General features: G+C 62.7%; 27 protein-coding genes. 10 read left to right on the forward strand and 17 right to left on the reverse strand.

Annotated elements, in window-relative coordinates; all coding sequences use genetic code 11:
• Positions 1-67: 67 nt before the first annotated feature.
• Complete coding sequence (locus F3J24_RS01505) at positions 68-1,966, reverse strand: alpha/beta hydrolase (protein WP_167002127.1); 1,899 nt, start codon at positions 1,964-1,966, stop codon at positions 68-70.
• A 204-nt stretch (positions 1,967-2,170) separates the two neighbouring features.
• On the opposite strand from F3J24_RS01505, the gene F3J24_RS01510 reads away from it, so the two are divergent.
• Positions 2,171-2,485 (forward strand): hypothetical protein, encoded by a 315-nt coding sequence (locus F3J24_RS01510; RefSeq protein WP_167002129.1) that lies wholly within the window; start codon positions 2,171-2,173, stop codon positions 2,483-2,485.
• Here the strand turns inward: F3J24_RS01510 and F3J24_RS01515 are convergent.
• Positions 2,402-3,319, reverse strand: a complete 918-nt coding sequence (locus tag F3J24_RS01515) for a polyphenol oxidase family protein (RefSeq protein ID WP_167002132.1) — start codon at positions 3,317-3,319, stop codon at positions 2,402-2,404. The genes F3J24_RS01510 and F3J24_RS01515 overlap by 84 nt on opposite strands.
• Positions 3,320-3,329: 10 nt before the next feature.
• A complete protein-coding gene (maiA, locus tag F3J24_RS01520) occupies positions 3,330-3,995 on the reverse strand; it encodes a maleylacetoacetate isomerase (protein WP_167002134.1) in 666 nt (221 codons plus the stop codon).
• A 162-nt stretch (positions 3,996-4,157) separates the two neighbouring features.
• Between maiA and F3J24_RS01525 the strand changes: the two genes are divergently transcribed.
• The 3 genes from F3J24_RS01525 to F3J24_RS01535 all read left to right on the forward strand — a co-directional run bounded on the left by F3J24_RS01525 (position 4,158) and on the right by F3J24_RS01535 (position 8,326).
• Positions 4,158-4,853 carry a fumarylacetoacetate hydrolase family protein gene (locus F3J24_RS01525; RefSeq protein ID WP_167002136.1) on the forward strand — a complete coding sequence of 232 codons (696 nt, stop codon included), beginning with the start codon at positions 4,158-4,160 and terminating at the stop codon, positions 4,851-4,853.
• Positions 4,854-4,991: 138 nt separating this feature from the next.
• Positions 4,992-5,552, forward strand: a complete 561-nt coding sequence (locus F3J24_RS01530; RefSeq protein ID WP_167002138.1) for an NUDIX hydrolase — start codon at positions 4,992-4,994, stop codon at positions 5,550-5,552.
• A gap of 296 nt (positions 5,553-5,848) precedes the next feature.
• Positions 5,849-8,326: a bifunctional diguanylate cyclase/phosphodiesterase gene (locus tag F3J24_RS01535; protein ID WP_167002140.1), complete on the forward strand. Its 2,478-nt coding sequence runs from the start codon at positions 5,849-5,851 to the stop codon at positions 8,324-8,326.
• A gap of 78 nt (positions 8,327-8,404) precedes the next feature.
• On the opposite strand, the gene F3J24_RS01540 is transcribed toward F3J24_RS01535, so the two are convergent.
• The 6 genes from F3J24_RS01540 to F3J24_RS01565 form a co-directional block, all read right to left on the reverse strand.
• Positions 8,405-10,879 carry a YgiQ family radical SAM protein gene (locus F3J24_RS01540; RefSeq protein ID WP_167002142.1) on the reverse strand — a complete coding sequence of 825 codons (2,475 nt, stop codon included), beginning with the start codon at positions 10,877-10,879 and terminating at the stop codon, positions 8,405-8,407.
• Positions 10,880-11,116: 237 nt separating this feature from the next.
• Positions 11,117-11,656 carry a PepSY domain-containing protein gene (locus tag F3J24_RS01545; protein ID WP_167002144.1) on the reverse strand — a complete coding sequence of 180 codons (540 nt, stop codon included), beginning with the start codon at positions 11,654-11,656 and terminating at the stop codon, positions 11,117-11,119.
• Between the two features lie 213 nt (positions 11,657-11,869).
• Complete coding sequence (locus tag F3J24_RS01550) at positions 11,870-12,058, reverse strand: DUF2783 domain-containing protein (RefSeq protein ID WP_167002146.1); 189 nt, start codon at positions 12,056-12,058, stop codon at positions 11,870-11,872.
• A gap of 12 nt (positions 12,059-12,070) precedes the next feature.
• The gene (locus F3J24_RS01555; RefSeq protein WP_167002148.1) at positions 12,071-13,768 is read right to left on the reverse strand and encodes an FAD-dependent monooxygenase; all 1,698 of its coding nucleotides are present in this window, start codon (positions 13,766-13,768) and stop codon (positions 12,071-12,073) included.
• Positions 13,769-13,955: 187 nt separating this feature from the next.
• Entirely contained in the window at positions 13,956-14,840 is an 885-nt protein-coding gene (locus tag F3J24_RS01560) for a helix-turn-helix transcriptional regulator (RefSeq protein WP_167002150.1), read from the reverse strand.
• Between the two features lie 123 nt (positions 14,841-14,963).
• A complete protein-coding gene (locus F3J24_RS01565; RefSeq protein ID WP_167002152.1) occupies positions 14,964-15,131 on the reverse strand; it encodes a hypothetical protein in 168 nt (55 codons plus the stop codon).
• A 176-nt stretch (positions 15,132-15,307) separates the two neighbouring features.
• Here F3J24_RS01565 and F3J24_RS01570 point away from each other — a divergent pair, with 176 nt between their 5' ends.
• Complete coding sequence (locus tag F3J24_RS01570) at positions 15,308-15,925, forward strand: YigZ family protein (protein ID WP_167002154.1); 618 nt, start codon at positions 15,308-15,310, stop codon at positions 15,923-15,925.
• Between the two features lie 22 nt (positions 15,926-15,947).
• On the opposite strand, the gene F3J24_RS01575 is transcribed toward F3J24_RS01570, so the two are convergent.
• The 3 genes from F3J24_RS01575 to F3J24_RS01585 all read right to left on the reverse strand — a co-directional run bounded on the left by F3J24_RS01575 (position 15,948) and on the right by F3J24_RS01585 (position 17,714).
• Positions 15,948-16,091 (reverse strand): hypothetical protein, encoded by a 144-nt coding sequence (locus F3J24_RS01575; RefSeq protein WP_167002156.1) that lies wholly within the window; start codon positions 16,089-16,091, stop codon positions 15,948-15,950.
• Positions 16,092-16,175: 84 nt separating this feature from the next.
• On the reverse strand, positions 16,176-16,664 hold the full coding sequence (locus F3J24_RS01580) for a DUF6882 domain-containing protein (RefSeq protein WP_167002158.1): 489 nt from the start codon (positions 16,662-16,664) through the stop codon (positions 16,176-16,178).
• 90 nt (positions 16,665-16,754) lie between these two features.
• Complete coding sequence (locus tag F3J24_RS01585) at positions 16,755-17,714, reverse strand: LysR substrate-binding domain-containing protein (protein ID WP_370527700.1); 960 nt, start codon at positions 17,712-17,714, stop codon at positions 16,755-16,757.
• A gap of 116 nt (positions 17,715-17,830) precedes the next feature.
• Here F3J24_RS01585 and F3J24_RS01590 point away from each other — a divergent pair, with 116 nt between their 5' ends.
• From F3J24_RS01590 to F3J24_RS01610, 5 genes are all read left to right on the forward strand, one after another.
• Positions 17,831-18,478, forward strand: coding sequence for a LysE family translocator (locus F3J24_RS01590; protein ID WP_167002159.1), 648 nt, complete (start codon positions 17,831-17,833; stop codon positions 18,476-18,478).
• 142 nt (positions 18,479-18,620) lie between these two features.
• Positions 18,621-19,202: a peroxidase-related enzyme gene (locus F3J24_RS01595; protein ID WP_043373130.1), complete on the forward strand. Its 582-nt coding sequence runs from the start codon at positions 18,621-18,623 to the stop codon at positions 19,200-19,202.
• A 124-nt stretch (positions 19,203-19,326) separates the two neighbouring features.
• Positions 19,327-19,887: a YceI family protein gene (locus tag F3J24_RS01600; RefSeq protein WP_167002160.1), complete on the forward strand. Its 561-nt coding sequence runs from the start codon at positions 19,327-19,329 to the stop codon at positions 19,885-19,887.
• Positions 19,884-20,630: a YceI family protein gene (locus F3J24_RS01605; protein ID WP_167002161.1), complete on the forward strand. Its 747-nt coding sequence runs from the start codon at positions 19,884-19,886 to the stop codon at positions 20,628-20,630. Before F3J24_RS01600 ends, F3J24_RS01605 begins: the two co-directional genes overlap by 4 nt.
• Positions 20,627-21,214, forward strand: coding sequence for an SRPBCC family protein (locus F3J24_RS01610; RefSeq protein WP_167002162.1), 588 nt, complete (start codon positions 20,627-20,629; stop codon positions 21,212-21,214). The genes F3J24_RS01605 and F3J24_RS01610 overlap by 4 nt, the downstream gene beginning before the upstream one ends.
• Before the next feature lie 158 nt (positions 21,215-21,372).
• Here the strand turns inward: F3J24_RS01610 and F3J24_RS01615 are convergent, their stop codons facing one another.
• The 5 genes from F3J24_RS01615 to F3J24_RS01635 form a co-directional block, all read right to left on the reverse strand.
• Positions 21,373-22,851 carry an RtcB family protein gene (locus tag F3J24_RS01615; protein WP_167002163.1) on the reverse strand — a complete coding sequence of 493 codons (1,479 nt, stop codon included), beginning with the start codon at positions 22,849-22,851 and terminating at the stop codon, positions 21,373-21,375.
• Positions 22,852-22,965: 114 nt separating this feature from the next.
• Positions 22,966-23,355, reverse strand: a complete 390-nt coding sequence (locus tag F3J24_RS01620) for a thiol-disulfide oxidoreductase DCC family protein (RefSeq protein ID WP_167002164.1) — start codon at positions 23,353-23,355, stop codon at positions 22,966-22,968.
• The gene (locus F3J24_RS01625) at positions 23,352-23,897 is read right to left on the reverse strand and encodes a DUF4166 domain-containing protein (RefSeq protein ID WP_167002165.1); all 546 of its coding nucleotides are present in this window, start codon (positions 23,895-23,897) and stop codon (positions 23,352-23,354) included. Before F3J24_RS01625 ends, F3J24_RS01620 begins: the two co-directional genes overlap by 4 nt.
• Positions 23,894-25,006 (reverse strand): saccharopine dehydrogenase family protein, encoded by a 1,113-nt coding sequence (locus F3J24_RS01630; RefSeq protein WP_167002166.1) that lies wholly within the window; start codon positions 25,004-25,006, stop codon positions 23,894-23,896. The genes F3J24_RS01625 and F3J24_RS01630 overlap by 4 nt, the downstream gene beginning before the upstream one ends.
• 66 nt (positions 25,007-25,072) lie before the next feature.
• Positions 25,073-26,395: a sigma-54 dependent transcriptional regulator gene (locus F3J24_RS01635; protein ID WP_167002167.1), complete on the reverse strand. Its 1,323-nt coding sequence runs from the start codon at positions 26,393-26,395 to the stop codon at positions 25,073-25,075.
• Between the last annotated feature and the right edge of the window lie 9 nt (positions 26,396-26,404).

The following is a 26,404-nucleotide window of genomic DNA, read 5'->3' on the forward strand; positions in this document are numbered from 1 at the left end:
TTCCTATCACGGTGCAAACCTTGTTTGCTGCACCGCAATATGGAACTGATTGTGCCTCAGGCCTCGCTCAGGCTTTTGACAGAACGTAGCGACCCGGTGCATCTTCGATGGCGGCATAAGCGCGCGCACGGCCATAGCTCCTGGGAGCCGCCAGCTGCTTGCCCGAATGGCTGCCGAGCCAAGCGCTCCAGTCCGTCCACCAGCTGCCCGGATACTCCGTGGCATCGGCCAGCCAGTCGTTGAACGACTCTGGAAACTCGCCATCCTCGCGCAGCCAGTGGCTGCGCTTGTTCTTGGCCGGAGGATTGATGACGCCGGCGATATGGCCGGAAGCCCCCATCACGAAACGCAGCTTACCGCCCAGCACCTGGGAGGAGGCATAGGCCGCACCGACGGGGACGATATGGTCCTCGCGCGAGCCGTAGATATAGACCGGCATCTTGAGCTGCCCCATATCGATCTTCTCGCCGCACACGGTCAGCACGCCGGGCTTGATCAGGTTGTTTTCGAGATAGAGATTGCGCAGATACCAGGCATAGAACGGGCCGGGCAGATTGGTCGAGTCACTGTTCCAGTAAAGCAGATCGAAGGGCGGTGGCGTTTCGCCCTTGAGGTAGTTACCCACCACATAGTTCCAGACCAGATCGTTAGGCCGCAGAAAGCTGAAGGTGGAGGCCATGTCCTGCCCCTTCATCAGCCCGCCCTTGCCCATCTGCATCTCGCGCAGCCGCACCATGTTTTCATCGATGAAGATGTCTAGAATGCCGGTGTCGCGGAAGTCGATCAGCGTGGTCAGCAGCGTCATGCTGGCCACTGGGAACGGTTGGGCCTGCGTCTTGACCGCAGCAGCCGTCCTGCTGCTGGTCTTTGCTGCAGCAGCGCGACTGCGCGCAGGCTTGGCGGCTGGTAGCTCTCCATGCTCGCGGGCGTGGCGTGCGGCCAGCACTGCCATGGCCGTAGAGACCATGGTGCCGCCCACGCAAAAGCCCAGCACATTGATTTGCTGCGCCTCGCAGATGTCCTGCACCGTGCTCACGGCCTTGAGCACGCCGTCTTCGATGTAGTCGTCCCAGGTCTTGTGACCCAGGCTTTCGTCGGGATTTCGCCAGCTGACCACAAAGGTGCGATGGCCCTGGCTGACGGCATAGCGAATGACCGAGTTGTCCGGCTGCAGATCCAGGATGTAGAACTTGTTGATGCAGGGCGGCACCATCAGAAAAGGCTTCTCGAAGACCTTGGCCGTCAGCGGCTTGTACTCGATGAGCTGGAACAGCTCGTTCTCGAAAACCACCGCGCCTTCGGTGGTCGCCACGTTCTGTCCCACGGTGAACAGGCTTTCGTCGGTCATGGAGACATGACCTTGGCGCATGTCGGCCAGCAGATTGGCAATGCCCTGGGCCAGGCTCTCGCCCTTGGTTTCCACGACCTTGTTGAGCGCATCGGCATTCAGCGCCAGAAAATTGCTGGGCGCCATGGCAGCCACCCATTGCTCGACCGCGAAGCGCACGCGGTTGCGCGTTTTCTCGTCACCCTGCACGGCATCAGCCATGCCGGTCAGCATGCGGCTGCCGAGCAGATAGTTGGCTGCGGCCATCGCCGCAACGGGATTGGCGCTCCACTCGGGCTTGGCGAAGCGCTTGTCCTTGGCCAGCAGGGCCTGAACCTGCTTGGCATCCGCGAGCGACTGCACGGACTGGAGATATTCCTGCTGCAACCCCTGCAGTTTGGGGGTATCGAACTGAACCGTCTGAGCCGAGCCGGCCGCCGCCTGGGGTATGGCCGACTGCATGGCCTCCGTGATGGAGGCCCAGGGGTTGGGTGCAGCACCCAGACCTGGCATGGCGCTGAGTCCCATGGGAGCACCGGCCTGCATCTGCTGGAGCGTCTGTAGACTTTTGCTCCAATGCTCCTGCCAGAACTGTTGAACGGATTGGCCAGCCTGGCCCCAGCTCGGGTCAAAATTCATGCTTACATCCTAGTCAAGGCAAGCGACCGGCGATCTCAGGGTCTGGGGACGCTTGCGGAATCTGCAATACGGCTCACACGGCGGCATTGTCACCTATGTGCCACTCGGTTCCGACAAGAAGCTGCGTCATTTCGCCGTTATGAAGCTGTTTTGACACAAAACACAGTGCTGCCGACATGCATGGCGGCTCTTAAGATAGACACCATGTACCTCATAGCCATCGCCTGGATGTACGTTGTCGTGATGATGACGATCGCCGAGGCTGCAAGCCCCGGCGGCACCCTGCTGGGTGCATTTTTCACCTTTGTTCTCTATGGTCTGCTGCCACTTTCCATCCTGCTCTACATACTGGGCACGCCGGCCAGAAAGCGCCGCCTCAAAGCCCGACAGGAGCAGGAAGCACTAGCTGCAGGACACATGCCGCCCGGCCCCGATTCAAGCGTCGCGCCAGATGCAGGCAGCCAGCCGACCGCTGCTGCTCAGGCGGGCGGCATCGCGTCGGTGCGAGAAGAAACGTGATGCATTGCTGACCGTGCACCAGGGCCGGCTGCCATCGTTGCCGAAGATTGCAGCAATGCCCAAAGCAGCAAGCCTCTGGCGTGCCAGTTGCGCCAGATCGGCAAGATATTTGCCCTCGCTGCCCGCTACCGGCACAAAATGCCGCGCAGCATCAGGGTCATGGGCCACAAAAATATCGCGCACCTCTGCCCCCACCTCGAAGGAATCGGGGCCTATGCAAGGGCCCAACCAGGCCTGGGTGTGCGCGGCAATCCGGGAGCGCTCTGTTTCGGCACCCGAAAGCGATGGCTGCATCTGCACCTTGCGGCAGAAAGCCTCGAAAAGTGTCTCCAGCACACCGCCGGGCAAGGGCTCGTCGGACGGCTTTCTGCCGGGCGGCATGCCGGCCAGACCGCGCCAGCCGGCATGGGCTGCACCCACGACCAACCCCGAATCATGGGCCAGCAATACGGGCAGGCAGTCCGCCACCATGATGGTGCAGACCACGCCTGCCTCGTCGCTCACACAGGCATCAAAGGCCGCACCGTTGGATTCGGCCACATTGCCTGCATCCAGCGCCAGCACGCCCACACCATGCACCTGCCGCAAAAACGCCGTACAGGCACCAGGCGTGCGGGCCCGCAACGCCGCATTGAACAGTTCACGGTTGCGGCGCACATGAACGGGGTCGTCGCTCACATGGTCGCCCAGATTCAAGCTGCCCCAGGGGGCCTGACTGACGCCGCCCTCGCGCGAGGTACAAAGCGCATGCACGCCGGGCAAGGCCGGCCAATCGGGAACCAGCCAGGAATCGGGCCAGGAGTTTGGCAGACCCGGCCTGTAGTTCTCGCTCATGGCGCCCTCTTCACTCCGCATCCGGACAGGCCGAAGGATGGGCCTGCTGGAAAGCCGGCAAGGCGTTGCAACGCTCGACCACGCCCATCAGGCGCGGCAACGCATCAAGATTCACATTGAAGCGCTGGGCGTTGTAGATCTGCGGCACCAAGCAGCATTCAGCCAGCGTGGGCGTGTCACCCCAGCAAAACGTCGACGGCGCCAGCCCCGCGGCCTTGCGTTCAGCATCCAGCAGCGCCAGCTGACGCTCGAAGGCTTCGAGACCGGAGCGTACCCAGTGCACATACCAGCCATTCTTGGCTTCGTCGCCAACGCCCATTTGGTGTACCAGATACTTGAGCACACGCAGATTGTTGAGCGGATGGATTTCACAGGCCACCATCTGCGCCAATGCCCGCACATGGGCACGGCCCAGTGCATCTGCAGGTAGCAATGGTGTTTGAGCATGGGTCTCATCGAGATATTCGATGATGGCCATGGACTGCGTGAGCCAGAGCCCCTCGTCCGTCACCAGTGTGGGCACCAGGGCGTCGCCGACATGGGAGGCATAGGCCGCAGCCTTTTGCTCGCCGCGCACCAGATGCACGGGCACGGAGTCATAGGGCAGGCCCTTGAGTTGCAGCGCAATGCGCACGCGATAAGAGGCGGAGGAGCGGAAATAGGTATGCAGCTTCATGATGCCGCCAGCATAGCGCGAGCCACGCAGACTGGCATTTTCCCTAGGTCCGGAATACGTAAAAGCCGTCGTGCGCCGCGCCTTCGGCGTGCCCGCACCGTGGCACACTGCTTGCCACATCAACCATTGCTGATTTCAGCGCCTGTTCCTGCCGAGGACCTCATGAGTTACGTGTTCAACCCCCCTGCTGTTGCCAGCCTGCCTGTTGTGGGCCGTGGCGAGCGCTTTCCCATTCACCGCATCTACTGCGTGGGCCGCAACTATGAGGATCACGCCAAGGAAATGGGCTTCACCGGCCGCGAGCCACCGTTCTTCTTCATGAAGCCCGCGGACGCGACCGTGGCGCTGGAAGCCGGCAGCACCGGCCAGGTGGCCTATCCCACGCTGACCCAGAACCTGCACCACGAGATCGAGCTGGTCGTCGCCATCGGCAAGGCCGGCAAGAACATCAAGGCCGCCGACGCACTGCAGTACATCTACGGCTATGCCGTGGGCCTGGACATGACGCGCCGCGACCTGCAAAACGAGATGAAAAAGCAGGGCCGCCCCTGGTGCATCGGCAAGGCTTTCGAGCAATCGGCGCCCATCGGCCCCATCACGCCGGCCGATCAAGCGGGCGACATCGTCAACGCCGAGATTTCGCTGCAGGTCAATGGCGACTATCGCCAGCGCAGCCACATCCACAAGCTGATCTGGAACATCGCCGAGACCATCGAACATCTGTCCAGCGCCTGGGAGCTGCAGCCCGGCGACCTGATCATGACCGGCACTCCCGAGGGCGTGGCCGCCGTGGTCAAGGGCGATGTGCTGGAAGGCGCCATCACCGGACTCGAGGCCATCAAGATCCAGATTGTCTGAAAACCCTTGGCGCACAAGCATTTAGCGCCAGTCAGCCTCCAGGGGAGTCACATCTGCACCAGGGTGTGGCTCCCTTTTTCATAGCTATTTGCACATGTTGCGCCTGCGCTTGCAGCCTGATTTGCTTATAGTTGCGGAATGATTTTTCGCAGCCCCATCAAGTTCTGCCGCGAATGCGGCACCGCAGTCACCTACCGCGTTCCTGACGATGGGGACACGCGCGAGCGTGCCGTTTGCCCGGCCTGCCACACCATCCACTATGAAAACCCGCTCAATGTGGTCGGCACCCTGCCCGTTATGGATGACGGGCGCGTGCTGCTGTGCAAGCGCAATATCGAGCCGCGCCGCGGCAAGTGGACGCTGCCCGCGGGCTTCATGGAACTGGCCGAGACCACCAGCCGCGGAGCCCAGCGCGAAACCGACGAGGAAGCCGGAGCCGACATAGAGCTGGGCAGGCTGTTCAGCCTCATCAACGTGCCCCAGGTGGGACAGATCCACCTCTTCTACCTGGCCCGCCTCAGGAGCACCCAGTTCTACCCTGGCCCCGAGACCATGGAGGCCCAGTTGTTTGACGAGGCCGACATCCCTTGGGAAGAAATCGCGTTTCGCACCGTCAAGCTCACCCTGGAGCGCTTCTTTGCCGACCGCAGGGCCGGAGTGCTCGAACAGCAGCAAGTGCACTGCATAGACCTGCTCTGAAACTGCCAGACTGGCTACCCACTTTCTCACAAAAATCACCGCTCTGTCTTCGAGGGACAGAGGAAGTTGTCTGACGCCACGCTCACGTCTGCAGGCCAAAAATTACCAATGAATACAAATTGCGTGTGACCTGACATATCTCCTACGCAATGCTGTGAAAGGTCGAGCATGAGAGCGGGCATCGCGACGGAGTTCTGATCGCCAACGGGCATGGCGCCTGCTGGCTGTTTCGTACCCGTGCGCCTTCTGGATGCCTGAGCCCATGTTTCTACAGTCTATTTACTGGATGAGGCGTCATGAAGGCATCTTTGAGCCCCGCACTGAAGTCTCAACAATTGCTGCAACGTGTCTGGGCTTTTGCGCTCCTGGCACTGATTCTGCTGCTCAGTGCCAGCTGCAGCCTGTACCTGCTCTCGGCCGTGCGCGCCTTCGTCAACGGAGAAAGCCTCTGGTCCAAGGCCCAGAAGGATGCGATCTACTCGCTGTCCCGCTATGCCGACGAAGGCAACCCGGTGGACTTCGCCCACTACCAGCGGGCCCTGCAGGTGCCCCGTGGCGATGCCGAGGCACGCATCGCCCTCTACGACAAGCCCCTGCGCCTGGACCTGGCGCGCAAAGGCATAGAACAAGGCCAGAACCACCCCGACGACGTCAGCTCCCTGATCTGGCTGCTGCGCACATTCCGCTACTTCAGCTGGGTGCAGGAGCCTGTGGCCTACTGGAAGCTGGGCGACGAATATCTGAATCAGCTGGACACACTGGCCCAGGAAATTCGGCGCGGCTACGAAGTGGGCAATATCAGCCGCGAAAACATTGCCACCTGGAAGCGCGAGATCGACCTGATCAACCAGGGCGTGACGGCCCTGACCCGAGCCTTCAGCGACTCTCTGGGCCAAAGCTCGCGCAACATCGTCTGGCTGCTGCTCGCGCTCAACGGAGCCCTGGCCATCGGACTGGTGAGCCTGTGGGTCTGGAACACCTGGCGGCTGGTCCTGCTGCGAGAGCAGGTTCAGGAAGGCCTGAACAGCGAGAAAGAGCGCGCGGAAACCACGCTCGCAGCGCTCAGCGATGCGGTCATCACGACCAATGCCAAGGGTCTGATCAACTACGTCAACCCGGCCGCCATCGGCTTGTTGGGTCTGCAAAAGCACAACTATCTGGACAAGCCCATCAAGCAGGTGCTGCAGTTCTACACCATGGACGCGTCCATCACCAGTGAAGGCCTGCTCGCCCAACTGGTCAGCGAAACCAAGGAAAGCACCGTCGTGCGTGACGAGCAAACGCACTGGGTGCGCCGCACCGACCACAGCATCGTGCCGGTCAAGGTGCTGGGCTCCGCCATGCAGCGCGAGGGCCAGACATCGGGCGCCGTCTTCGTGCTGCGCGATGTATCGCGCGAGCAGCAATACATGGATCAGATCTCCTGGAACGCGCGCCACGACACGCTGACGGGGCTGGAAAACCGCGGCGAATTCGAGCGGCGCCTGCAAAAAATGCTGACCCAGGGCCTGCATCAGGTCAAGCCCTATGCCCTGCTCTACATCGACCTGGACCAGTTCAAGCTCATCAACGAAACCAGCGGCCATGCCGCCGGCGACGAGGTGCTGTGCGAAGTCTCGCGCATGCTGCAGGCCAATCTGCGCGAAACCGATTGCCTGGCACGCATGGGCGGCGACGAGTTTGCCGTGCTGCTGGAGAACTGCCCGCCATCCAATGTGGCGAGCATTGCCGAGAAGCTGCGCCTGGCGGCCCAGCAATTGCAGACCACCTGGGGAGAGAAGATATTGCGCACCGGCTTTTCCATCGGCGCCGTGCATGTTCCCGGCGATGCGGTGAATGCTTCCGATCTGCTGCGCATGGTCGATATGGCCTGCTACCAGGCCAAGGAGCGTGGGCGCAACAAGGTCTTTTTCTACAAGGCCGAGGATGGAATCTACAGCCGCTATGTCAGCGAGATGGAATGGGCCACGCGCATCCGCACCGCCTTGGACGAAGAGCGCTTTTGCCTGTATGCCCAGAGCATTGCGCCGCTGCAGCAGCACAACAAGAGCGGCAAGCATGGCGGCATGCACTTCGAAGTCCTGCTGCGCCTGCGCGACGAGAACGGCCAGATCCTGGCGCCCGGCCATTTCATCCCCGCCGCGGAGCGCTACGGCCTGATGCCCTCGATAGATCGCTGGGTGATCTCCAAGGCTCTGCAGACGCTTGCCCAGCAGCCAGGACACGCCAAGCTCGTGGAAACCTGCGCCATCAATCTCTCCGGCCCAAGCCTCGACGACGACGGGCTGCTGGAGTTCGTGAAGGAGCAGCTGCAGTTGCACGGAATTGCAGCGCAGAAGCTGTGCTTTGAAATCACCGAAACCAGCGCGATCGGCAACCTCAGCAATGCCACGCGACTGATTCAGTCGCTGCGCGCCCTGGGCTGCCGATTTGCCCTCGATGATTTCGGTGTCGGCATGTCGTCGCTGACCTATCTGAAGCAGCTGCCTGTCGACTACCTCAAGATCGATGGCGGCTTTGTGCGCGACATGCTCAAGGACAAGGGCGATCACGCCATGGTGGAGATGATCAATCGCATCGGCCAGACCCTGGGCAAAAAAACGGTTGCCGAGTTCGTCGAAAGCCGCGAGATCGCCGAGGAACTCATGAGCATGGGCGTGGACTATGTCCAGGGCTACGCCATCGCCCGCCCCAAGCCCATGACCAGCGAATACTTTGCTGCCACGCAGGAAAACCAATTGCCCCAGTGGTGCGGAGCATTGGCCATGAGCTGAAAGCAGCGCACGCCAGCAACAAAAAAACGACGCCTGAGGCGTCGTTTCCTTTTCTAGTCGGCACTCAGGCTGCTGCCATCAGCGCGGCTTGCGCGAAGCCTGACCCGCAGGCTTCGCCGGCCTGGCTCCAGGCCTTGCCTTGCCCGTCACACCGGCACGCGGAGGCAGACCCGTGTGCTGGGTCAGCAGCTTGCCGGGTTGGGGCTGGCTGCTGCGAAAGCGCACATCCCCCTTGGGCTCAAGGCCTGCATCATCCTGGCGACGACGCACGGCCACGGCCTTGCCATCCTTGTTGGTGGTGTAGCCGATACCGCCACCGCTCTTGGACGAGGTGCTGTTCTTCTTGCGGGCACTCTGATAGCTGCCGTCGACCAGAGGCTGGAAGGTCGGAATCAGATGCTGCTTGCCGTTGCCGATCAGATCGGCACGTCCCATGGTCTTGAGCGCCTCGCGCAGCAGCGGCCAGTTGTTGGGGTCGTGATAGCGCAGAAAAGCCTTGTGCAGACGGCGGCGCTTTTCACCGCGCACGATGTCCACGCGCTCCTCGTCCTCGTCGCGCATCTGCCGGCGCACCTTGGTCAGCGTATTGCGGCCGCTGTGGTACATGGCCGTGGCCGTGGCCATGGGGCTGGGATAGAAGGTCTGCACCTGGTCGGCGCGGAAGCCGTTCTTCTTGAGCCAGATGGCCAGATTCATCATGTCTTCATCGCTGGTGCCCGGGTGGGCGGCGATGAAATAGGGAATCAGGAACTGCTTCTTGCCGGCCTCTTCGCTGAACTTCTCGAACAGCTGCTTGAACTTGTCATAGCTGCCGATGCCCGGCTTCATCATCTTGGTCAGCGGGCCTTGCTCGGTGTGCTCGGGCGCGATCTTCAGATAGCCGCCCACATGGTGCTGGACCAGTTCCTTGACGTACTCGGGCGACTTCACGGCCAGGTCGTAGCGCAGACCCGAGCCGATCAGGATCTTCTTGATGCCAGGCAACTTGCGCGCGCGACGGTAGATCTTGATCAGCGGCCCGTGGTCGGTATGCAGGTTCTGACAGATGCCGGGGAAGACACAGCTGGGCTTGCGGCAGGCGGCCTCGATCTGCGGGCTCTTGCAGCCCAGGCGGTACATATTGGCCGTGGGCCCGCCCAGGTCGGAGATGGTGCCGGTAAAGCCCTTGACCTTGTCGCGGATCTCCTCAAGCTCCTGGATGATGGAGTCTTCCGAGCGGCTCTGGATGATGCGGCCCTCGTGCTCGGTAATGGAGCAGAAGGTGCAGCCGCCGAAGCAGCCGCGCATGATGTTCACCGAGGTGCGAATCATCTCCCAGGCCGGAATCTTGGTTGCACCCTCATGGCTGCCGCTTTCGTCGGCATAGACGGGATGAGGGCTGCGGGCGTAGGGTAGACCGAAAACCCAGTCCATCTCGGCCGTGGTCAGAGGAATGGGCGGCGGGTTCATCCACACATCGCGCGCCGTGGCTCCATCGCCATGGGCCTGGACCAGTGCACGGGCATTGCCGGGGTTGGTCTCCAGGTGCAGAACGCGATTGGCATGGGCGTACAGAATCGGATCGCTCTTGACCTCTTCGTAGCTGGGCAGGCGCAGCACGGTGCGCTCGCGCGGGGGCAGCTTGGACTTGCTGCGCAGCGAGAGATTGGGCACGAACTGGATGGGCTGGACCTTGGCTACCGATGCGCCGTCATTGGGGCCGTCCGCTTCCGATTTCGCGGCATCTTCCTTGGAGCAGGTCTGGCCCTGAGCCTCGGCCTGCTCGCTGGTCGTCATATAGGGGTTGATATGGGGCTCGACTTCGCCGGGCTCGTCCACCGTGGTGGAGTCAACCTCGAACCAGCCTTCCTCCGAAGCGCGGCGAAAGAACGAAGTACCGCGCACATCGGTGATCTGCTCCACCGGCTCGCGCGCCGCGATGCGGTGCGCCACTTCGACCAGGGCACGTTCGGCATTGCCGTAGAGCAGGATGTCGCATTTGCTGTCCACCACGATGGAGCGACGCACCTTGTCACTCCAGTAGTCGTAGTGGGCAATGCGACGCAGCGAACCTTCGATGCCGCCCAGCACGATGGGCACATCCTTATAGGCTTCGCGGCAGCGCTGGCTGTAGACGATGGCTGCGCGATCGGGGCGCTTGCCGGCCACATCGCCGGGGGTGTAGGCATCATCGCTGCGGATCTTGCGATCAGCCGTGTAACGGTTGATCATCGAATCCATGTTGCCGGCCGTCACGCCCCAGAACAGATTGGGCTTGCCCAGGGCCTTGAAGGCCTCGGCGCTGGTCCAGTCGGGCTGGGCGATGATGCCCACGCGAAAGCCCTGCGCCTCCAGCACGCGGCCGATGACGGCCATGCCGAAGCTCGGGTGATCCACATAGGCATCGCCCGTGACCAGAATGATGTCGCAGCTGTCCCAGCCGAGCTGATCCATCTCCGCACGACTCATGGGCAGGAACGGCGCCGGGCCGAAGCGCTTGGCCCAGTACGGCTTGTAGCTGGTCAGCGGCTTGGCATCGCGATGGAAAAAGGAAACATCAACCGGGGCGTTCATGTGGATGGGCTTTATATGGCCTCATGGCCTATGCGGAGAAAGAACCCGTCAGTGTACTTTTCCGCCCTCGGCCTTGCACGAGCAAGGTCTTGCGGAAACAGGGCTGAAACTCTGAACTTCATAGCAGCCAGCGCTTGCGATCATTGAAATTCAATGCTTAACGTATCTTAAACCTTTGATTGACAAGCGCTAGATACTCACTTCTTCATAGCACCACAATCCCGCAGCCACGCTGCCTCAATCCTTTTCCTGGCCCGTGACGGCACCGGTGACCGGATCCAGCCGGAGCTTCATGACCGTCTGGTCGGCTCGCAGCAACTTGACCTTGTAGCTGGTCCTGCCCCAGTCCGAATCCAGCTGGGCCTCCAGCGGCTTGCCCGGCAGGGAGGCAACAGCGGCATCGACCGCCTGCGCCAGCGTGATCCGGGTATCGGCCAGGCGCTTGACATGCTTGGCTTCGGCCCGCCCCTTGTTCTTCTCCACGGCGGCATCGCCGGTGCTGGCATTCACACGCAGCCTGATTTCCTCGTTCGCGGGCGATACCAGGGTGACCGCGTAATAAGGAGCGGCGCCTTTCTTGCCCTCTTCCAGCTCGGCGTCTATCGCGTTTCCGGAAACGACGGCCTGGGCCTTCTCGACGGCCTGGGTCAGGCCGATCTGCACGGCGCCGGTCAGGGCCAGCCATTCGGCAGCCGATCTGGCCAGGGCCGGAGCCGCGGTCCATCCGTACAGGTTCAAGGTGGCAGCTAGCAGCAAGGTGCTGGAACGCAATCTCATGAACCCATCCTCCGACAGTGGCGACCCTTGCAGTCTGCCCCGATTCCGGGGCTCGGGCTTGTCAGATATCAAGCCGTATCGACTTTCAGAAAATCCACGCAAAGCCTTTGCCAGACAAAGCACTCTCGCTATGAAATTCAAGAGCCCCATGCAAACAGCCCGCCAGGACCGGGCCTTGGCGGGCTGCAATCGGATCGGAAACAGGCCGCTGGCTTACAGATCGCGCTGGGCTGCGGCAATCAGCTCGCCGAACTGGCCGGCGTCACCCAGCCGGTTGGCAGCCAACAGCGCCAGCTTGACCAGCAGCAGCTCGGACTTGTCCGCGCCCACGGCATCAATGGCGACAGCCAACTGGTCGTACACGGTCTCCAGACCAGCGATATCAAGAGTGGTTTGCGTCATTTGAATCTCTCCTCAGGCAGGCAAGGCTGCCTTGAATGCGGCTTGCAGGCGATTGGCATCCAGCGCCATCCAGCGCGCACAGACATGTTGATCGGGACGCAGCAGATAGGCAGCGCCATCGGCCATCACGCCATAGCGTGCGCGGCAACGGCCTTCGCTGTCGTCGAGCACCAGATCGGCACCCTGTATCGCGCTGGCGACCTGGCTGCTGACGGCAATCAGGCGCACGCCGATTCCGCGAGCCCTGATCCCGGCCACGACCGCTTGCAGTTCGGCAGGAATCGCCTTGCCGTTCGTGAAATACAGCAGATCGAAGCCGCCACCCAGATGGTCGAGCAGATAGCTGTCCGGCGCAAAGCGTACGTTCAGAGGCGGCGCGCCGTGGGCGGGGCCGGCCTTGAACAGCAGATTGTCGTCGCCCATGCTGTTGAGCGGCGAGCCGCCGTACTCATGCGGGCGCGAGGTGCGCCAGTGGTAGAGCGGGCCGACAAAGGGCTGACTCAGCGACAGGGACAGCACGGCATCGCGCAGCAGCCTGAAGCCACGGCTCGGCGGCGCCATGAAACGCGTGCTCTTGCCGGCCTCCTCCACTATCTCGCGGGCCGCACCCACGCGCTCGCTACTGTAGCTTTGCAGCAGCGCGGCACTGGCCGCCCCCTTGGCGACGAGTGCCAGACGCCAGCCCAGGCCCTGGGCATCCTGAAAACCGGTGTTGGCGCCGCGCACGCCGAAGATGGGCAGCATATGGGCGGCGTCGCCCGCAAAGATCACGCGGCCATGCACATAGTCGGGCAGGGTCAGCGCGCGGGCCGAGTAGACAGAGCTCCAGTCCATCTCCCAGGGCGTGCCGCCAAAGCCGATCATCTCCAGCTGCGCATCGATGCGCGCCTTCAGCGACTCGGGCCTGAGCGCATCCTCGGGATCTTCGCCAGCAGGCAGCTGGTAGTCCACACGCCAGATGCCATGCGGCTCGCGGTGCATGAGGATGGTGTTGCCCGGGTTCCATGTGGGATCGAAGAATGCGAGGCGCTCGGTGGGCAGGGGCAGGTCGATGCGGATGTCGGCGATCACAAAGCGGCCCTCGTAGGAGGCGCCTTCCATCAGCAGACTCATAGCCGTGCGAATCCCGGAGCGCGCCCCGTCGCAGGCCACCAGCCAGTCGGCCCGCAGCTCGTAGCTGCCCTCAGGGGTATCCACTTCCACCCAGGCCTGCTCGCCCTTTTGCTCGACCTTGCTCACGCGATTGCCCCAGCGCAGCTCGATCAGCGGGTTGGCCTGCACTGCATCGACCAGATATTCCTCAAGGTACTGCTGCTGCAGATTGATCATGGGAAAGAAGCGGTCGTCGTCAGCACGCGCGTTCTCCATGCGAAACACGCGCTGGCCGCGGTAGATGCTGTTGCCGTAGCACCAGGGCAATCCGGTCTCCGTCACGCGCTGGGCCACGCCCACCTGTTGCAGAATTTCCATGGAGCGGCGCGTGAACACGATGGCACGGCTGCCTTCGGACACCTGCAGCTCGGACTCCAGCACCACGCAGCGCTGGCCGTGGCGGGCAATCTCCAGCGCCGTGGTCAGGCCCACGGGGCCGGTGCCGACGATGACGATGGGGTGGTTTTGCTCGCCCGGATGCAGGGAGGCGAGCCAGGGCTGGTGCACCTGGTACTGGTAGTAGATGGAGCGGCGTGGCTCGGCAAATGGCTGGTGCATGTTCTTGTCTCCTGGGGGCGCTGTCGTGGTCAAACCGGTGCGCGTTCATCCCCTTTGCGGTCTGGTTTGCAATGCAGTGTAGAAAAGCAGCCCACCGCCGACGTCACCAGATGGAGACAACATCTATCCCAAGTCAAATTTCAATGAAATCAGCCTCTATCCCTCTCTAATCAATCGATGGCAGCTATCATAGTTGACCATCGACAGCTTCAGCAGGCTCCATCAGCAGCGCAAACAGCTCGCGCTGCCCTTGCACGCCCAGCTTGGCGCAGACGCGTTTGACATAGGTGCGTGCACTGCTGACGGTAATGCCTAGGCGCTGCGCCAGCGCATCGGCATCCAGACCCTGGGCCAACGCACGCACCACATCGAGGTCGCGCGGCGTCAGTTGCTCGAAACGCCTTGCCAGTCGCGCCAGCACCAGCCCGACCAGGTCATCCTGCAGCGTCTGCCCCGCGTAATGCAGACGCATGGCCTGCATGACCAGCGGCGCGAAAGCCTCGATCCGGGCAATGGCTGAGGCGTCGAAGCAACCGTGCTCCTCGCCGCGGTACAGGTTCACGGAAAGCCAGCGCGCGTTTTCCTGCAGCATCAGCAACGACAGCCGCTCGGCAATGCGCGGCAACTCATAGCAGACATGACGGTATTCGGGATGCTGCACATCGCGCGGGCCCTGGCGATGCAGCCAGACGCGCGGCTTGGCATGCGGGTCCTTGGCAAGGCGTGCCAGCTCGGCCTGCATCACGCGCTGCGAACCGTCGAGCGGATAGAAGCGTTCGCTGTAATCCTGAGAGATCATGGGCAGCACCCCCGTGCGCGCCCTGTCGCCCATGCCCACCACGCGCGGCCTGGCCATGCCCTGGAAGGAGAAGATCGTGCACTGCGCCAGCGGCACATGGCGCCCCAGCAGCTGCAGGATCTGCTCGGCCACGGCGTCGCTGCTGCTGCGCCCCACCCTTTCCATCATGGCCGTCACATCGGCCAGAGCCACGGGCAGCTGCGCTGCCTGCGCGGCAGCCGGCAGCAGCATCCAGTGCGAGGAATCGGGAAACGGCGCGAAGCAGGCAGTCATAGACCGCGATTCTCGCCGCTGCAGCGCGGCTGCGGACAGGAAAAACCGGCTCTCCCTTTCAGGAGCGGCCGGCCTGGCTTGTGGCAGAAATTGAAGCAGAAAACGCGGTCGGGCTCTGGCGCCCTACCACTCGCCCACATTGCGTATGCGCTGCAGCAGCTCCCATTCGTCTTCGGGAGCCGCAGCCTGCAGGGCCTGAGGCTCTGTCAGTTCCTGGGCCAGCGGAGGCGGCGTGAAGTGTTCGCGGCCAAAAGTATGTTCGCTCAGGGACTCTGGATGCGGATGGTTCATGATGGCCTCCTTTGTTCAAAGCTTAAGGCTCGAAGTGGACCGCTCCTGTAGGAATTGGCTTAAGGACACTGTCGAGCAATCCCCACAGGCCGCGTCGTCGTGTCATGGATATGTCACAACTGCCATCATCGGGCCACGCTGCTCGGCCTCGACTTTGCGGTTATGCTGCCGCCGCTATGCCTCAGACCCTTCGTGCTTCCGCCTCCAGTGAACTCATCATCAAGAAAAGCCGCTTCATTGGCTGCGTGCAGCCGATGACGGACCGGGCCAGCGCGCAGGCCGTGGTAGATGCACTCTGGCGCGAGCATCCGGGCGCGGCCCATGTCTGCTGGGCCCTGCTGGCAGGCGGTCAATCGGCCGCCGTGGACGACGGCGAGCCCAGCGGCACGGCCGGCCGACCCATGCTGGATGTGCTGCGCCATCAGGATCTGGAAGGCGTACTGGCCACCGTGGTGCGCTATTTTGGCGGCGTCAAGCTCGGCGCCGGCGGACTCGTGCGCGCTTATACCGATGCCGTGGCACAGGCCTTGCTGCAGGCCGAAAAAGTCGCCATTCAACGCATGCAGACCTTGCAGTGCACGGCCCCCTATCCGCTGGAAGGTCTGGTGCGGCGCATGGCCGATACAGCGGGCGCGGAGTTACTGGAGGTCGATCACGGCTCTCTGGTGCGCTTCACGCTACAGATGCCCGAGGCCGATGCCGCCCAGTTTGTCAGCACCCTCAATGAGAGCGGCCAGGGCCGCATTGGCTGGCTCAAGCCCGACGAGCTACAGGATGCAAAAAAACCCGCCTGAGCGGGTTTCTTCAGCAGCCTTATCAGCAATTGCCTTTTTTGGCCTGGCCCGGAGGACAGCCATGGGGGTGGGGCTTTTTGTAGCCGTCGTCGTAATACCGGCCGTCATAGACCGCGCAGCCGCTGAGCACCCACAGGGTCACAGCCAGCGCAAGCATGGTTTGCATGGGTTGGACCTTTTTCTGATTTTTCGGAGCGCCAGTCTATAGGCGATCCCGCTCGCCTTCTGTCAACAATCTTTTCTGCAACGTTCAATTGACCGGTTGCTGCTCGGCCGCCACCTGCAGGTGCAGCAAGGTGAAATACAGGGTCACATCGCCCTGCTGGTCGATGAAGGTGCCCACGGCGCGCTGCAGGCGGGCGGCAATGCACAGGCACTCCATGGCCTCGGGACGGCCGCCGGGAATCCTGGCCGTGGTCAGCAGTGCCAGCTGGTTCTGGCGACCGAAGTCATGCACGACCTCCAGTGCTTCGCCATGCTGTCTGGGAATGGCTTCGTTGGCCCAGCTCCAGACAAAGCTGCCGTCCTGCTCGCTGCTGGTGCCCACCAGGCAGACCGTGGCAACCACCTCATGCAGCGGAGCTTCCAGTGCCAGCAGCGCACGTTCGAGATCCCAACGGTACTTGGGGCTACCCTCCAGGCCGAACTGCCGAGGCCATTCGGCATTGCGGGCCTGCATCATTTCAACGGCCTCACGGCTCCAGGCAGCCCAGTCGGTGGTTTGTGCGTCGTTGCTCATCGCGTATCCATTGCTTTTCAACAGAGCGCATTGTCAGGCAAGAAGCGAGCATGCCGGGGCCTGGAACCCTATGCCCCCGTAGGCCTGCGTTCAGTCCTTCATCTGCTGCGCTATCCAGTCGGCCAGAAGCTGCTGCACCGAACCGGCGACCCAGACTTGCGGGGCCAGCAGACAGTATTGCGAGCCATCCGGCACAAAGCCCAGCGGCGCCACCAGCCGGCCGGCGGCGATATCGTCCTCCACCAGCAGTTGCGGGCCCATGGCTACACCTAGGCCCGCTGCTGCGGCCTGCAGGCTCAAGTAAAAATGCTCAAGCACCAGAGCGCCGGCTGTTTGTGCTTGCCCCGCCTGCATCGGGCACTGAAGTGACACAGATTGACACCAATCCGCCCAGGCCCCGGGACGCGTCCTACTGTGTAACAGCGCCGCCCCACCCCGCAGCTCCAGGCTGCCATCCGCCTTCGAGGCAAAGAACTGCTCCAGCCGGTCCGGCTGGCAGACCGGCCCCATGCGTTCTGCGCACAAGGGCTGTACATGGACGTTGCGCCCCCAGTCGAAGTCGTTGCGGCGTATGGCCAGATCGATGCCGCGCGCCCATTCGACGGTACCGCCGCCTGCGACCAGATGCACGATGTGCTGCGGGTAGCGAGCCTGAAAGTCACCCCAGCGCGGAATCAGCCAGCGCATGAGCAGCGTGGGCTCGCAGGACAGCAGCAAAGGCCTGTCGACCACCTGCCGGCGCACCGCTTCTGCCGCGCGCGCCATCTGCGCCAGCCCAGCATGCACGCCATCGAACAACAAGCGGCCTGCGGCATTGAGAAACACGCGGCGATTGCGGCGCTCGAACAGCGGCGCCCCCAGCTCCTGCTCCACCGCACGCACCGCACGGCTGATGGCGCCATGGGTCAGGTGCAGCTCGTCGGCAGCGCGGCTGAAACTCTCCAGCCGTGCTGCGGCTTCAAAGCAGCGCAAGGCCACCAGCGACGGCATGCGCTGTGGACTGACCGCGGCTATCTGTGATCCAGATTCACCATTTTCTTGAGAAATCATCGTTATTCAAAAAGCTATGACCGCCCTAGAGTTCAGGCCCATAGAGCGCTGAATGCCATTTTCCTGCAACAAAGCCATCGGACAAACAGCAATTTAAACTCAATCAAACACATAGCATGAACGCCTGGCCTACCGTGATTCTTGTCACCTCTCTTGCCGTCATCAGCCCCGGCGCCGACTTCGCCCTGGTCACCCGCACCAGTCTGATGGAATCGCGCCGTGCAGGTCTCTGGGTAGCGCTGGGCATTGGCAGCGGTGTGCTGATCCATGTCGCCTATACCCTGCTGGGACTGGGCCTGGTCCTGCAGCGCCTGCCCTGGCTGTTCGACTTGCTCAGATATGCGGGTGCAGCCTATCTGGCCTGGCTGGGAATTTGTCTATGGCGCAGCGCCAGCCATGCCAGCGAAGGTTCGTCAAAGCCTGCCCGCGGCGCTGCAACCGGCCATGCTGCCGGCCTCTCGCTTTTTGCGCTGGGCTTTCTGACCAATGCACTCAATCCCAAGACCGCGCTCTTCATCATCAGTCTGTTCATGCAGATCGCCGGGCCTTCCGTGCCCATGACCAGCCAGTTGGCCTACGGACTCTTCATCGCGCTGACCCATGTGCTGTGGTTTGCGCTGGTCGCCTGCTTTTTCTCGACCCCGGTGCTGCAACGCAGGATGCAGGCCGTGCGCCCCTGGATGGACCGCAGTCTGGGCCTTGTGCTCATGGGCCTGGGTGGGTTGCTGGTCGGTGCCAGCACCACACAATCACTTCAATTCTGATAACTGCTTGCGCCCTATATGAAGGTGCTTCAAACCAATAAGGCGCTCTATAGCAGTATCTGCAACGTAAACGACAGCTTTGGAGCGCTCACCCATGCCATGCTTGGTCGGTATCAGTGAAAAGCCAGAGGAGACCAGCACCATGAAGAATCGCTACCCCTTTCCCGATCTGAACAGCCTGCCGGAAGACATCAGGCAGCGCATTGCCGAAGTGCAGGAAAAAACCGGCTTCATTCCCAACGTATTTCTGGCCTTTGCGCGCCGTCCGGCCGAGTGGCGGGCCTTTTTTGCCTACCACGATGCGCTGATGCTCAAGGAGGAAGGCAGCCTGAGCAAGGGCGAGCGCGAGATGATCGTCACGGCCACCAGTGCCGCCAACCAGTGCCTGTTCTGCGTGGTGGCCCATGGCGCCATCTTGCGCATTCACGAGAAAAAGCCGCTGATTGCCGATCAGATAGCCGTCAACTACCGCAAGGCCGATATCAGCCCGCGCGAGCGAGCCATGCTGGACTTTGCCATGAAGGTCTGCCTGCACAGCCAGGACATCGACGATGCCGATCACGAAGCGCTCTATCCCCACGGCTTTGACGACGAGGATATCTGGGACATCGCGGCCATCACCGCCTTCTTCGGTCTGTCCAACCGCATGGCCAGTTTTGCGGGCATGCTGCCCAATCCGGAGTTCTACCTCATGGGTCGCGTGCCGCGCGAGAAAAAGGCCTGAAGCCAGCAGCAACAGGCGGTAACTCGTTGGCTGCAACCAGTGCAACAGGCGACGGAATGGCGCATTATCCCTCGCAGAGCAGCGGCCGACCCGGCAAAGCGCTGCTTGCCGGAGGCCTATCGAGATGCGAAAAACCGTTTGCTGCCTCGCCGTGCTCGCGGCGTTCTGCGCCACGGCGGCTCATGCTGCCACTTGGCAACTCGAGCCAGGGCCCGATAACCGGCTGGAGTTCACTGCAACCTTCGAGAAGACGCCGGTGACGGGGGTATTCAAGGACTTCAGCATTCGCTTTGATTTCGACCCTCAGCAAGCTGCCGACAGTCTCCTGAACGTCCGCATTCGCGTCAGCAGCGCCGATATGAACAGCAAGGACATCAACCAGGCCATCGCCGGCATGGACTGGTTTGACTTTGCCCGCTACCCAGAGGCGGTCTTCGATACCCGCGAAATCCTCGTCACGCCGGGCACTGACCGTCATCTGGCACGCGGCACGCTGCTGCTGAAAGGCGTTCGGCAGCCGCTTGAGCTGCCGTTCAGCTGGAAGCCCGAGCAGCGCCTAATCGAGGGGGAATTCCTTACCCGCCGCAACCTCTTCGGCATAGGCACGGGACAGTGGCAGAGCAGTGATGCCGTGGGCGACGAGGTGAAAGTGAAATTTCGCGCCCGGCTGCGCGAACTGCCATGAAGGCCGTCAAACCGCAGATTGCGGTCCTAATGGTGCTGATGGTTCTGATGGCCCTTGTGACCCTGATTGCGGGATGCTCCCAACCGGGACTGGAAGCCGTGCCGCCCACCAGCCCGCAGGCAAGGCCTGCCGACTTTCCTGCAGCCTTCTACGAGCAGGCCGCAGCCAGCGGTCAGCAGGTACTGAAGGTAGACACCTCGCGTTCACTGGTATCCATCACCGTACGTCGCGCTGGCGCCCTGGCCAACCTGGGGCACGATCACGTGATTGGCAGCCGGCAGCTGCAGGGCTATGTGGCGCCCCGGTTGGGCCGGGCTGACCTGTATGTGGCGCTGGACAGTCTCTCGGTCGACGAACCCGCTCTGCGTGCCGCAGCGGGCCTGGACACCCAGCCCAGTGCCGCCGATATAGAGGGGACCCGCGCCAATATGCTGAGCAAGGTGCTGCAGACCCAGCTCCATCCGTTTGCAAGCGTCCAGGTGCGCACCACCCCGGATGCGGACGGCGAGGTCGTACTGGTCTTGAAGCTCACCGTCCACGGAGTCACGCGCGGCCTGAGCGTTCCGGCCCGGATCGTTAAGGAGCAAGGCGCTATCCGTATCAGCGGAGCGCTGAGCATCGATCAGTCAGACTTCGGTATCACGCCTTTTTCCATCCTGGGCGGCGCCATCCAGGTCCGGGACCGGCTCGATCTGAGCTTCGAAGTGCACGCCGACCCAATGAAGCGGGAATCCGGATCATGAGACCAGGGAGCTGGCGTGCCCCGAGCGCAGCGCTGCTGCTGATCTGCTGCGGCCCGCTGGTGTCGGCACAGCAACTGCAGATCGAGACCGCCGAGCATGATGACGCCGTGGTGGTAAACGCCTCGGCCATCATGCAGATCAGGCCGGCCACTGCCTGGGGCGTGATTTCAGATTACGAGCATCTGGCCGAATTCGTGCCGGGAATGCACAGCTCTCGCGTGCTGCAGCGCAACGGCAACCAGGTGCTGGTGGAACAGAAAGGCAGTCTGGGATTTCTGTTCTTTCGCCAGGCCATCGAAATCCGGCTGGCCGTGAACGAATGGCCGCAACAGCGCATCATCGCCCACGCGGTCGGCGGCAATCTCAAGCAGATGGACGGCAGCTATACCCTGGAAACCCTGGCGGACGGCCGTGTGCGCCTGAGCTACAGCGGCCGCCTGGTTCCCGCATTCACCATCCCCCCGCTGCTCGGAAAAGCGGTGGTGCGCCAGTTGCTGACGCGCCAGTTCAAGGCGCTGGTGGATGAAATCCTGCGTCGCGAGGCATTGAGCCTCGGAAGCGACAACCCGCGATCAGAAAATTAGCGCAAAGCCTCTCGTTGCGAGGAGTACTACCGGATTTCCTTGACGATCATCCAAAGCAGTCCTGCGCGTATCCAAGCCTGCACAGAGCGATCTGCCTGGCCGCCGAGAAGCCATGACTGCCGGCATTCGTTCATCAAGCGCCGACAGCCATGGAGTTTTCAGGCCTTGAAAGTCAGCCAAGGCTTCAATCTCAGGCTCGCCCGGATCAGCCCCGCTTCTTCCTGTGCCTGCAGCACCGGTCCCACGGGTTTGTAGGCACTCGGGGCTTCTTCGATCAAGCGCTCCTCGCGCAGCGTAATGCACTGCCACATGGACTCGATCAGCGGCTGCTTCATGCGGCGTGTGTCCTGTCTGCGCACCTGCCGACCCGCGCCGTGGCTGCAAGATTGCAGCCAGTCTTCATGGCCCAGACCCTTGACGAGGAAGGAGTAGTCGCCCATGGAGCCCGGAATCAGCGCCCACTGGCCGTCGTGCGCCGGGGTCGAACCCTTGCGGTGCACATTGAACTCGCCTTCGGTCATCACCACGTTATGTGGCACATCCACAATCAGGCGCGATGCATCGGGCGCGGCAATGTCCTCCAGTTCTTTGCGCACCAGCTCGGCCAGTGCCATGCGGTTGAACCATGCATAACGCGCTGCCACGCCCATGGCCTGCAGGTAATCCTGCGCCAGCGCACCGCTCAGACCATACAGGCCGTGCCGAGGGTGTTTGATGCCTTGCGGCCATTGTTGCCTGGCCAGATCCATCCAGCGGCGGCCGACATAAAAGCCGACATCGCGCGAGCCGGTGTGGATCATCACCGTGATATCGCCCTTCTTGAGCCCTGCCGCATAGGCGGCGTGGCGATCGTAGATCTCATCGACCACGCAGAACTCCAGAAAATGATTGCCGCTCCCCAGGTCGGCGGCAGACGGCGGACGCAGCAACTCACGTGCCTGCAGCAAGGCCTCGGGCGCGTAGCGACTGCTGCCCGCAAAGCCTTGCAGTCCCACGCACTCGGCCAGCTCGGCCTGCAGGCGATCACGATTCACGCACTGCCACAGGCCCGCATCAGGCAAGTGGTCAATAAAGGCTTGCGGGCCCTCGTCGAACAATGCCTTGAAGCCAACGCTGCGCACGGGTACATCGCGTCCGTTCTGCAGGATGACACGGGTCAGACGCTGGACGATGGTGGCTCTGTGCAGATCGGCCTGCGCCTGGGTCAGGCCCGTGCTCAGCAGGCGTATGCCGCAGTTGATGTCCGTGCCGATGGCAGCAGGAATCACGAAATCCGGCGATGTCGCCACCACAGCCCCCACTGGCGCAATACTGCCGGGGTGAAAGTCCGGCGTGGCACAGGCTTTGCAGACTGCGCCATGGCCCTGCGGGTCGGCGACCGAAGCAAAGTCCAGCAACTGGCTGACGGCCTTGTGCTCCAGCGGCAGACTGTCAGGCAGCAAAACAGTGGCGGCCGCCTGCTCGTTATGGATTTGATAGATATGGTCCCGATAGGAGACCTGGATGCCCTGACGCGACAGGGCTTTTTGCAGTCGGGAAAGCTTCCCGGAAAGATGGGACATGATGCTGAGAAAAACAGGTACGCAACAGCGCATCTCCGAATCTGGGAGATGCAACGCACCTTCGAGCAGCAGCATCAGGAAGGATGAGTGAGCCGCAGATTCTAATGATTAGCGGCCCCGCCGCCAAGCATCCGTGTTGCCCGCAGGCTGCAGTGCACTTGATGGGCCAAGGCACCTTTCATCAGAACTTCAATCCAGAAAGCGCGCTGCCACGGCGGGGTCCGGCATCAGGCATTGCTCGCTTTTGCCAAACCAGCGGTAGCGGTTTCTGGCAATCAGGCGATAGAGCGCATCGCGCAAAGCAGCGGGTATCAGCCGAAGCAGCGCTGACAGGCGCCAGGGCCAGCCCAGCGCATGCAGCACGCGCAGGATGGCATCGGTGTGCTGCCAGGAACGCTGGCCGTCCACCAGCAGCAGGGTCTGCAGACCTTCCAGGCGCAGGCCCGCGTCGGCCAACAGCTTGCCGCCTACCTCTCCCTGGATGGCGGCGAACTGAAAAATGCCATGCTTGTCGTGCTTGAGCAGAAACTGCACCCAGCCGTTGCACAGCAGACATTGCGCATCGAAGACCACAATCATTTTTTCTCCTCGGGCAGCAGCAGATAGCCTCGGTAACTGGCCACCACGCCAATCAGCGGGACGGCCGCCTCGATATGAAACTGCAAGCGCTGCCCGGCCCCTGTTTCCTCGGCCACGATGCGCGGCGCCAGCCAGCCCGGACAAGGAATGCCCAGAAAAAACAGGCGCTGCAGTCGCATGTGCAGCCGTCCATCCACCGCCTGCAGGGCAAAGCACAGCCGCGCCGGCCCGAGACGCTCGACCAGGCCGCCCTGGTGCAAATGCATGCTGGAGCGCATGACCTGCTCGGGGAAGATCCGAGTCCAGGTCTCGGCCTCAGGACTGGCCTGCAGCTCGAAATGAATCTCCCCCTCAACGGCCGTGCGCGGCGTACCCAGGGCCAGGGCCAGCCACCTGGCCAGCAGCGTCCGGGGCGCGCCGGTCTGCACCCTGCCCTCCAACTCATGCTCGCCCTGCAGACGGTGAAAGCGCTGCAGCGCGGCATCGAGCCTGCCAAACTCTTCACCCATGGCCTGCTGAAACAAGGAGGCTCGCTGCCTCATGGGGCCAGCTCCTGCATCCGGATGTCCAGCCCCCGCGCCTCGGCCATGAAGTCCTGCAGCGTCAGCAGCCCCATGCAGGGCCTGGCACCAGGCACCAGCGCTGCACCTGCTGCCAGCTTGCGCACCAGTGCACTGGCGGCCAGGGTGGGAACATAAGGCCCGTCGCCGGAGCCCGCCGTCAGCACCCAGCTGCGCTGGCTGGCTTGCCCCTGGGCATCCAGCCCGCTGACGGTTACATGCATGGCGCCCACGTCGCTGCCCCGGTTCTTGAACCAGTCCGCCATGCGCTTGAGCGTGCGTGCATGGGTGGACCAATCGCGCACCAGCCCCAGGTGCGCCAGCCAGGCCATGGCGTTCATGCCTCGTTGCAGAAGCGGCAACTCAAGTCCGGCACCAAACCTGACACAACAGTTCTGATAACGAAGCGGCAGCAATGCAAGATCGGGCACATCGCAGGCCGACAGCAGCCGTCGCCCCACAGGAGCCGGATAGTCATGCGCATAGCTGCGCAGCCAGCCGATCACGGTTTGCCGGCCCGCACCGGGCAGCGGCTTGCCGCAATAGCTGAGGATGGCAGCGACGGTGGACAGGCCTCTGTCCGTTCGATTGCCCGGACTGATGCCGATGTCGATGTGGTCGACGCGGGCCATGCCCCGAGCCAGCGCATCCACCACCGCCGAGGACAGCGCCGGCACCGAGCTGGCACCACTGAGCAGCAGCACGCCGGCGGCTTTGGCCTGCAACTCGAGCTGGTCTATGCCGCAGACAAACTCACGCCCATCGGCCAGATCCACATAGTGCACGCCGGCTTGGGCACAGGTCAGGGCCACGCGGTAGTCCTGTCCCTGAAACGGGCCCGAGGTGTGAATGAGCGCATCCACCGCCAGGGCCTTGAGCCGCTCCTCCAGCCCCGGAGACATCACGTCCAGCACCGCATGGCTCAGGCTTGAGCGGGCATCCCGGGCCAGACCTTCTTGCAGAGCCTGCGCCGCAGAAGCCGAGCGCCCTGCCACCACGATGTGCAGACCGCTTTGCCGGGCCAGCCTGGCAACCAGGCGACTGCCGAAGAAGCCATATGCACCAACGACCATGACCTTGAACTCACGCATGCCCCAGTGTAGCGGGACGCAAGCTCCGCCCTGGACCCCAAACGCGGCAGCCGCTTCATGGCTTGCTCACAGCCCGTGCTTGCGAATCTTGTCGTGCAACGTGGTCTTTGGGGTGTGCAGCGCCTGAGCCGTGCGCGTCAGATTGCCTTCATTGTTGCGCAGGGCTTCGGAAATCAGGGAGCGCTCTATGGACTCCATGGTCGACGCCAGCGAAGCAACAGTCCCAGGCGCGGCGCCGGACGGCGATATGCCGGCATCCAGCCCCAGCGTGATGCGCTCGGCCGCATTGCGCAGCTCGCGCACATTCCCAGGCCAGTCCTGGGCCAGCAAGGTCTGAAGACGCTGCGGTGTCAGCTCGGCCACAGGTCGCTGGTGGCGGGCCGCGGCCTGCAGCGCGAAATGCTCGAACAGCAGCGCAACATCCTCGCGGCGCTCGCGCAGCGGGGGCAGGTTCACGGTCGCCACATTGAGACGATAGTAGAGATCGGAACGAAACAGACCCTGTCGGCTAAGCTCCAGCAGATCGACCTTGGTTGCCGCAATCACGCGGCAATCCACGGGAATGAGCGTGTTCGATCCCAGACGCTCCAGTACTCTTTCCTGCAGCACGCGCAGCAGCTTGGCCTGCATGGCCAGGGGCATGCTCTCGATCTCGTCGAGAAACAGCGTGCCGCCACTGGCATGCTCGATCTTGCCGATGCGCTTTTTGCCTGCGCCGGTAAAGGCCCCGGCCTCGCTGCCGAACATTTCGCTGTCGAACAGGGTTTCCGGCAGACCGCCGCAGTTGATGGCGACGAAATTGCCGCTTTTGCGCCGGCTGGACTCGTGCAGGCTGCGTGCGACTCTTTCCTTGCCGGTGCCGGTTTCACCCCAGATCAGCACATCGGCCTCGCTGGCCGCAAGGCTCTGCAAGGTGCTGCGCAGCTGCCGCATGGGCAGCGACCGCCCCAGCAACTGGTGCTGCAGCACATCCCGGCTCTGCAGTTGCTGACGCAGGCTGCGCACCTCCAGCACCAGACGACGTCGCTCCAGCGCCCGGCGCACGGTCTCCACCAGGCGTTCGGGCGCAAATGGCTTTTCCAGAAAGTCGGCCGCACCATCCTTCATGGCCTGCACGGCCATGGAGATATCGCCGTGACCGGTGATGAGAATCACGGGCAGCTCGGCGTCCAGCGCGCGAATCGCGGCCAGCAGCCCCAGCCCGCTCATCTGGGGCAAACGGATATCGCTGACCACCACGCCGGCGAAATCCGGCGACAGCCGCTTTAGCGCCTGCTCGGCACTGCTCGCACAGACGCAGTCCAGGCCTTCGAGGCGCATGGTCTGCTCGCAGGCCATGGCGACATCGGCATCGTCTTCAACGATCAGGACTTGGAGGGAAGAGTTCATGGGCAGCAG

The sequence above is a fragment of the Comamonas sp. Tr-654 genome, from assembly GCF_011752915.1.
Taxonomy (GTDB): domain Bacteria; phylum Pseudomonadota; class Gammaproteobacteria; order Burkholderiales; family Burkholderiaceae_C; genus Comamonas.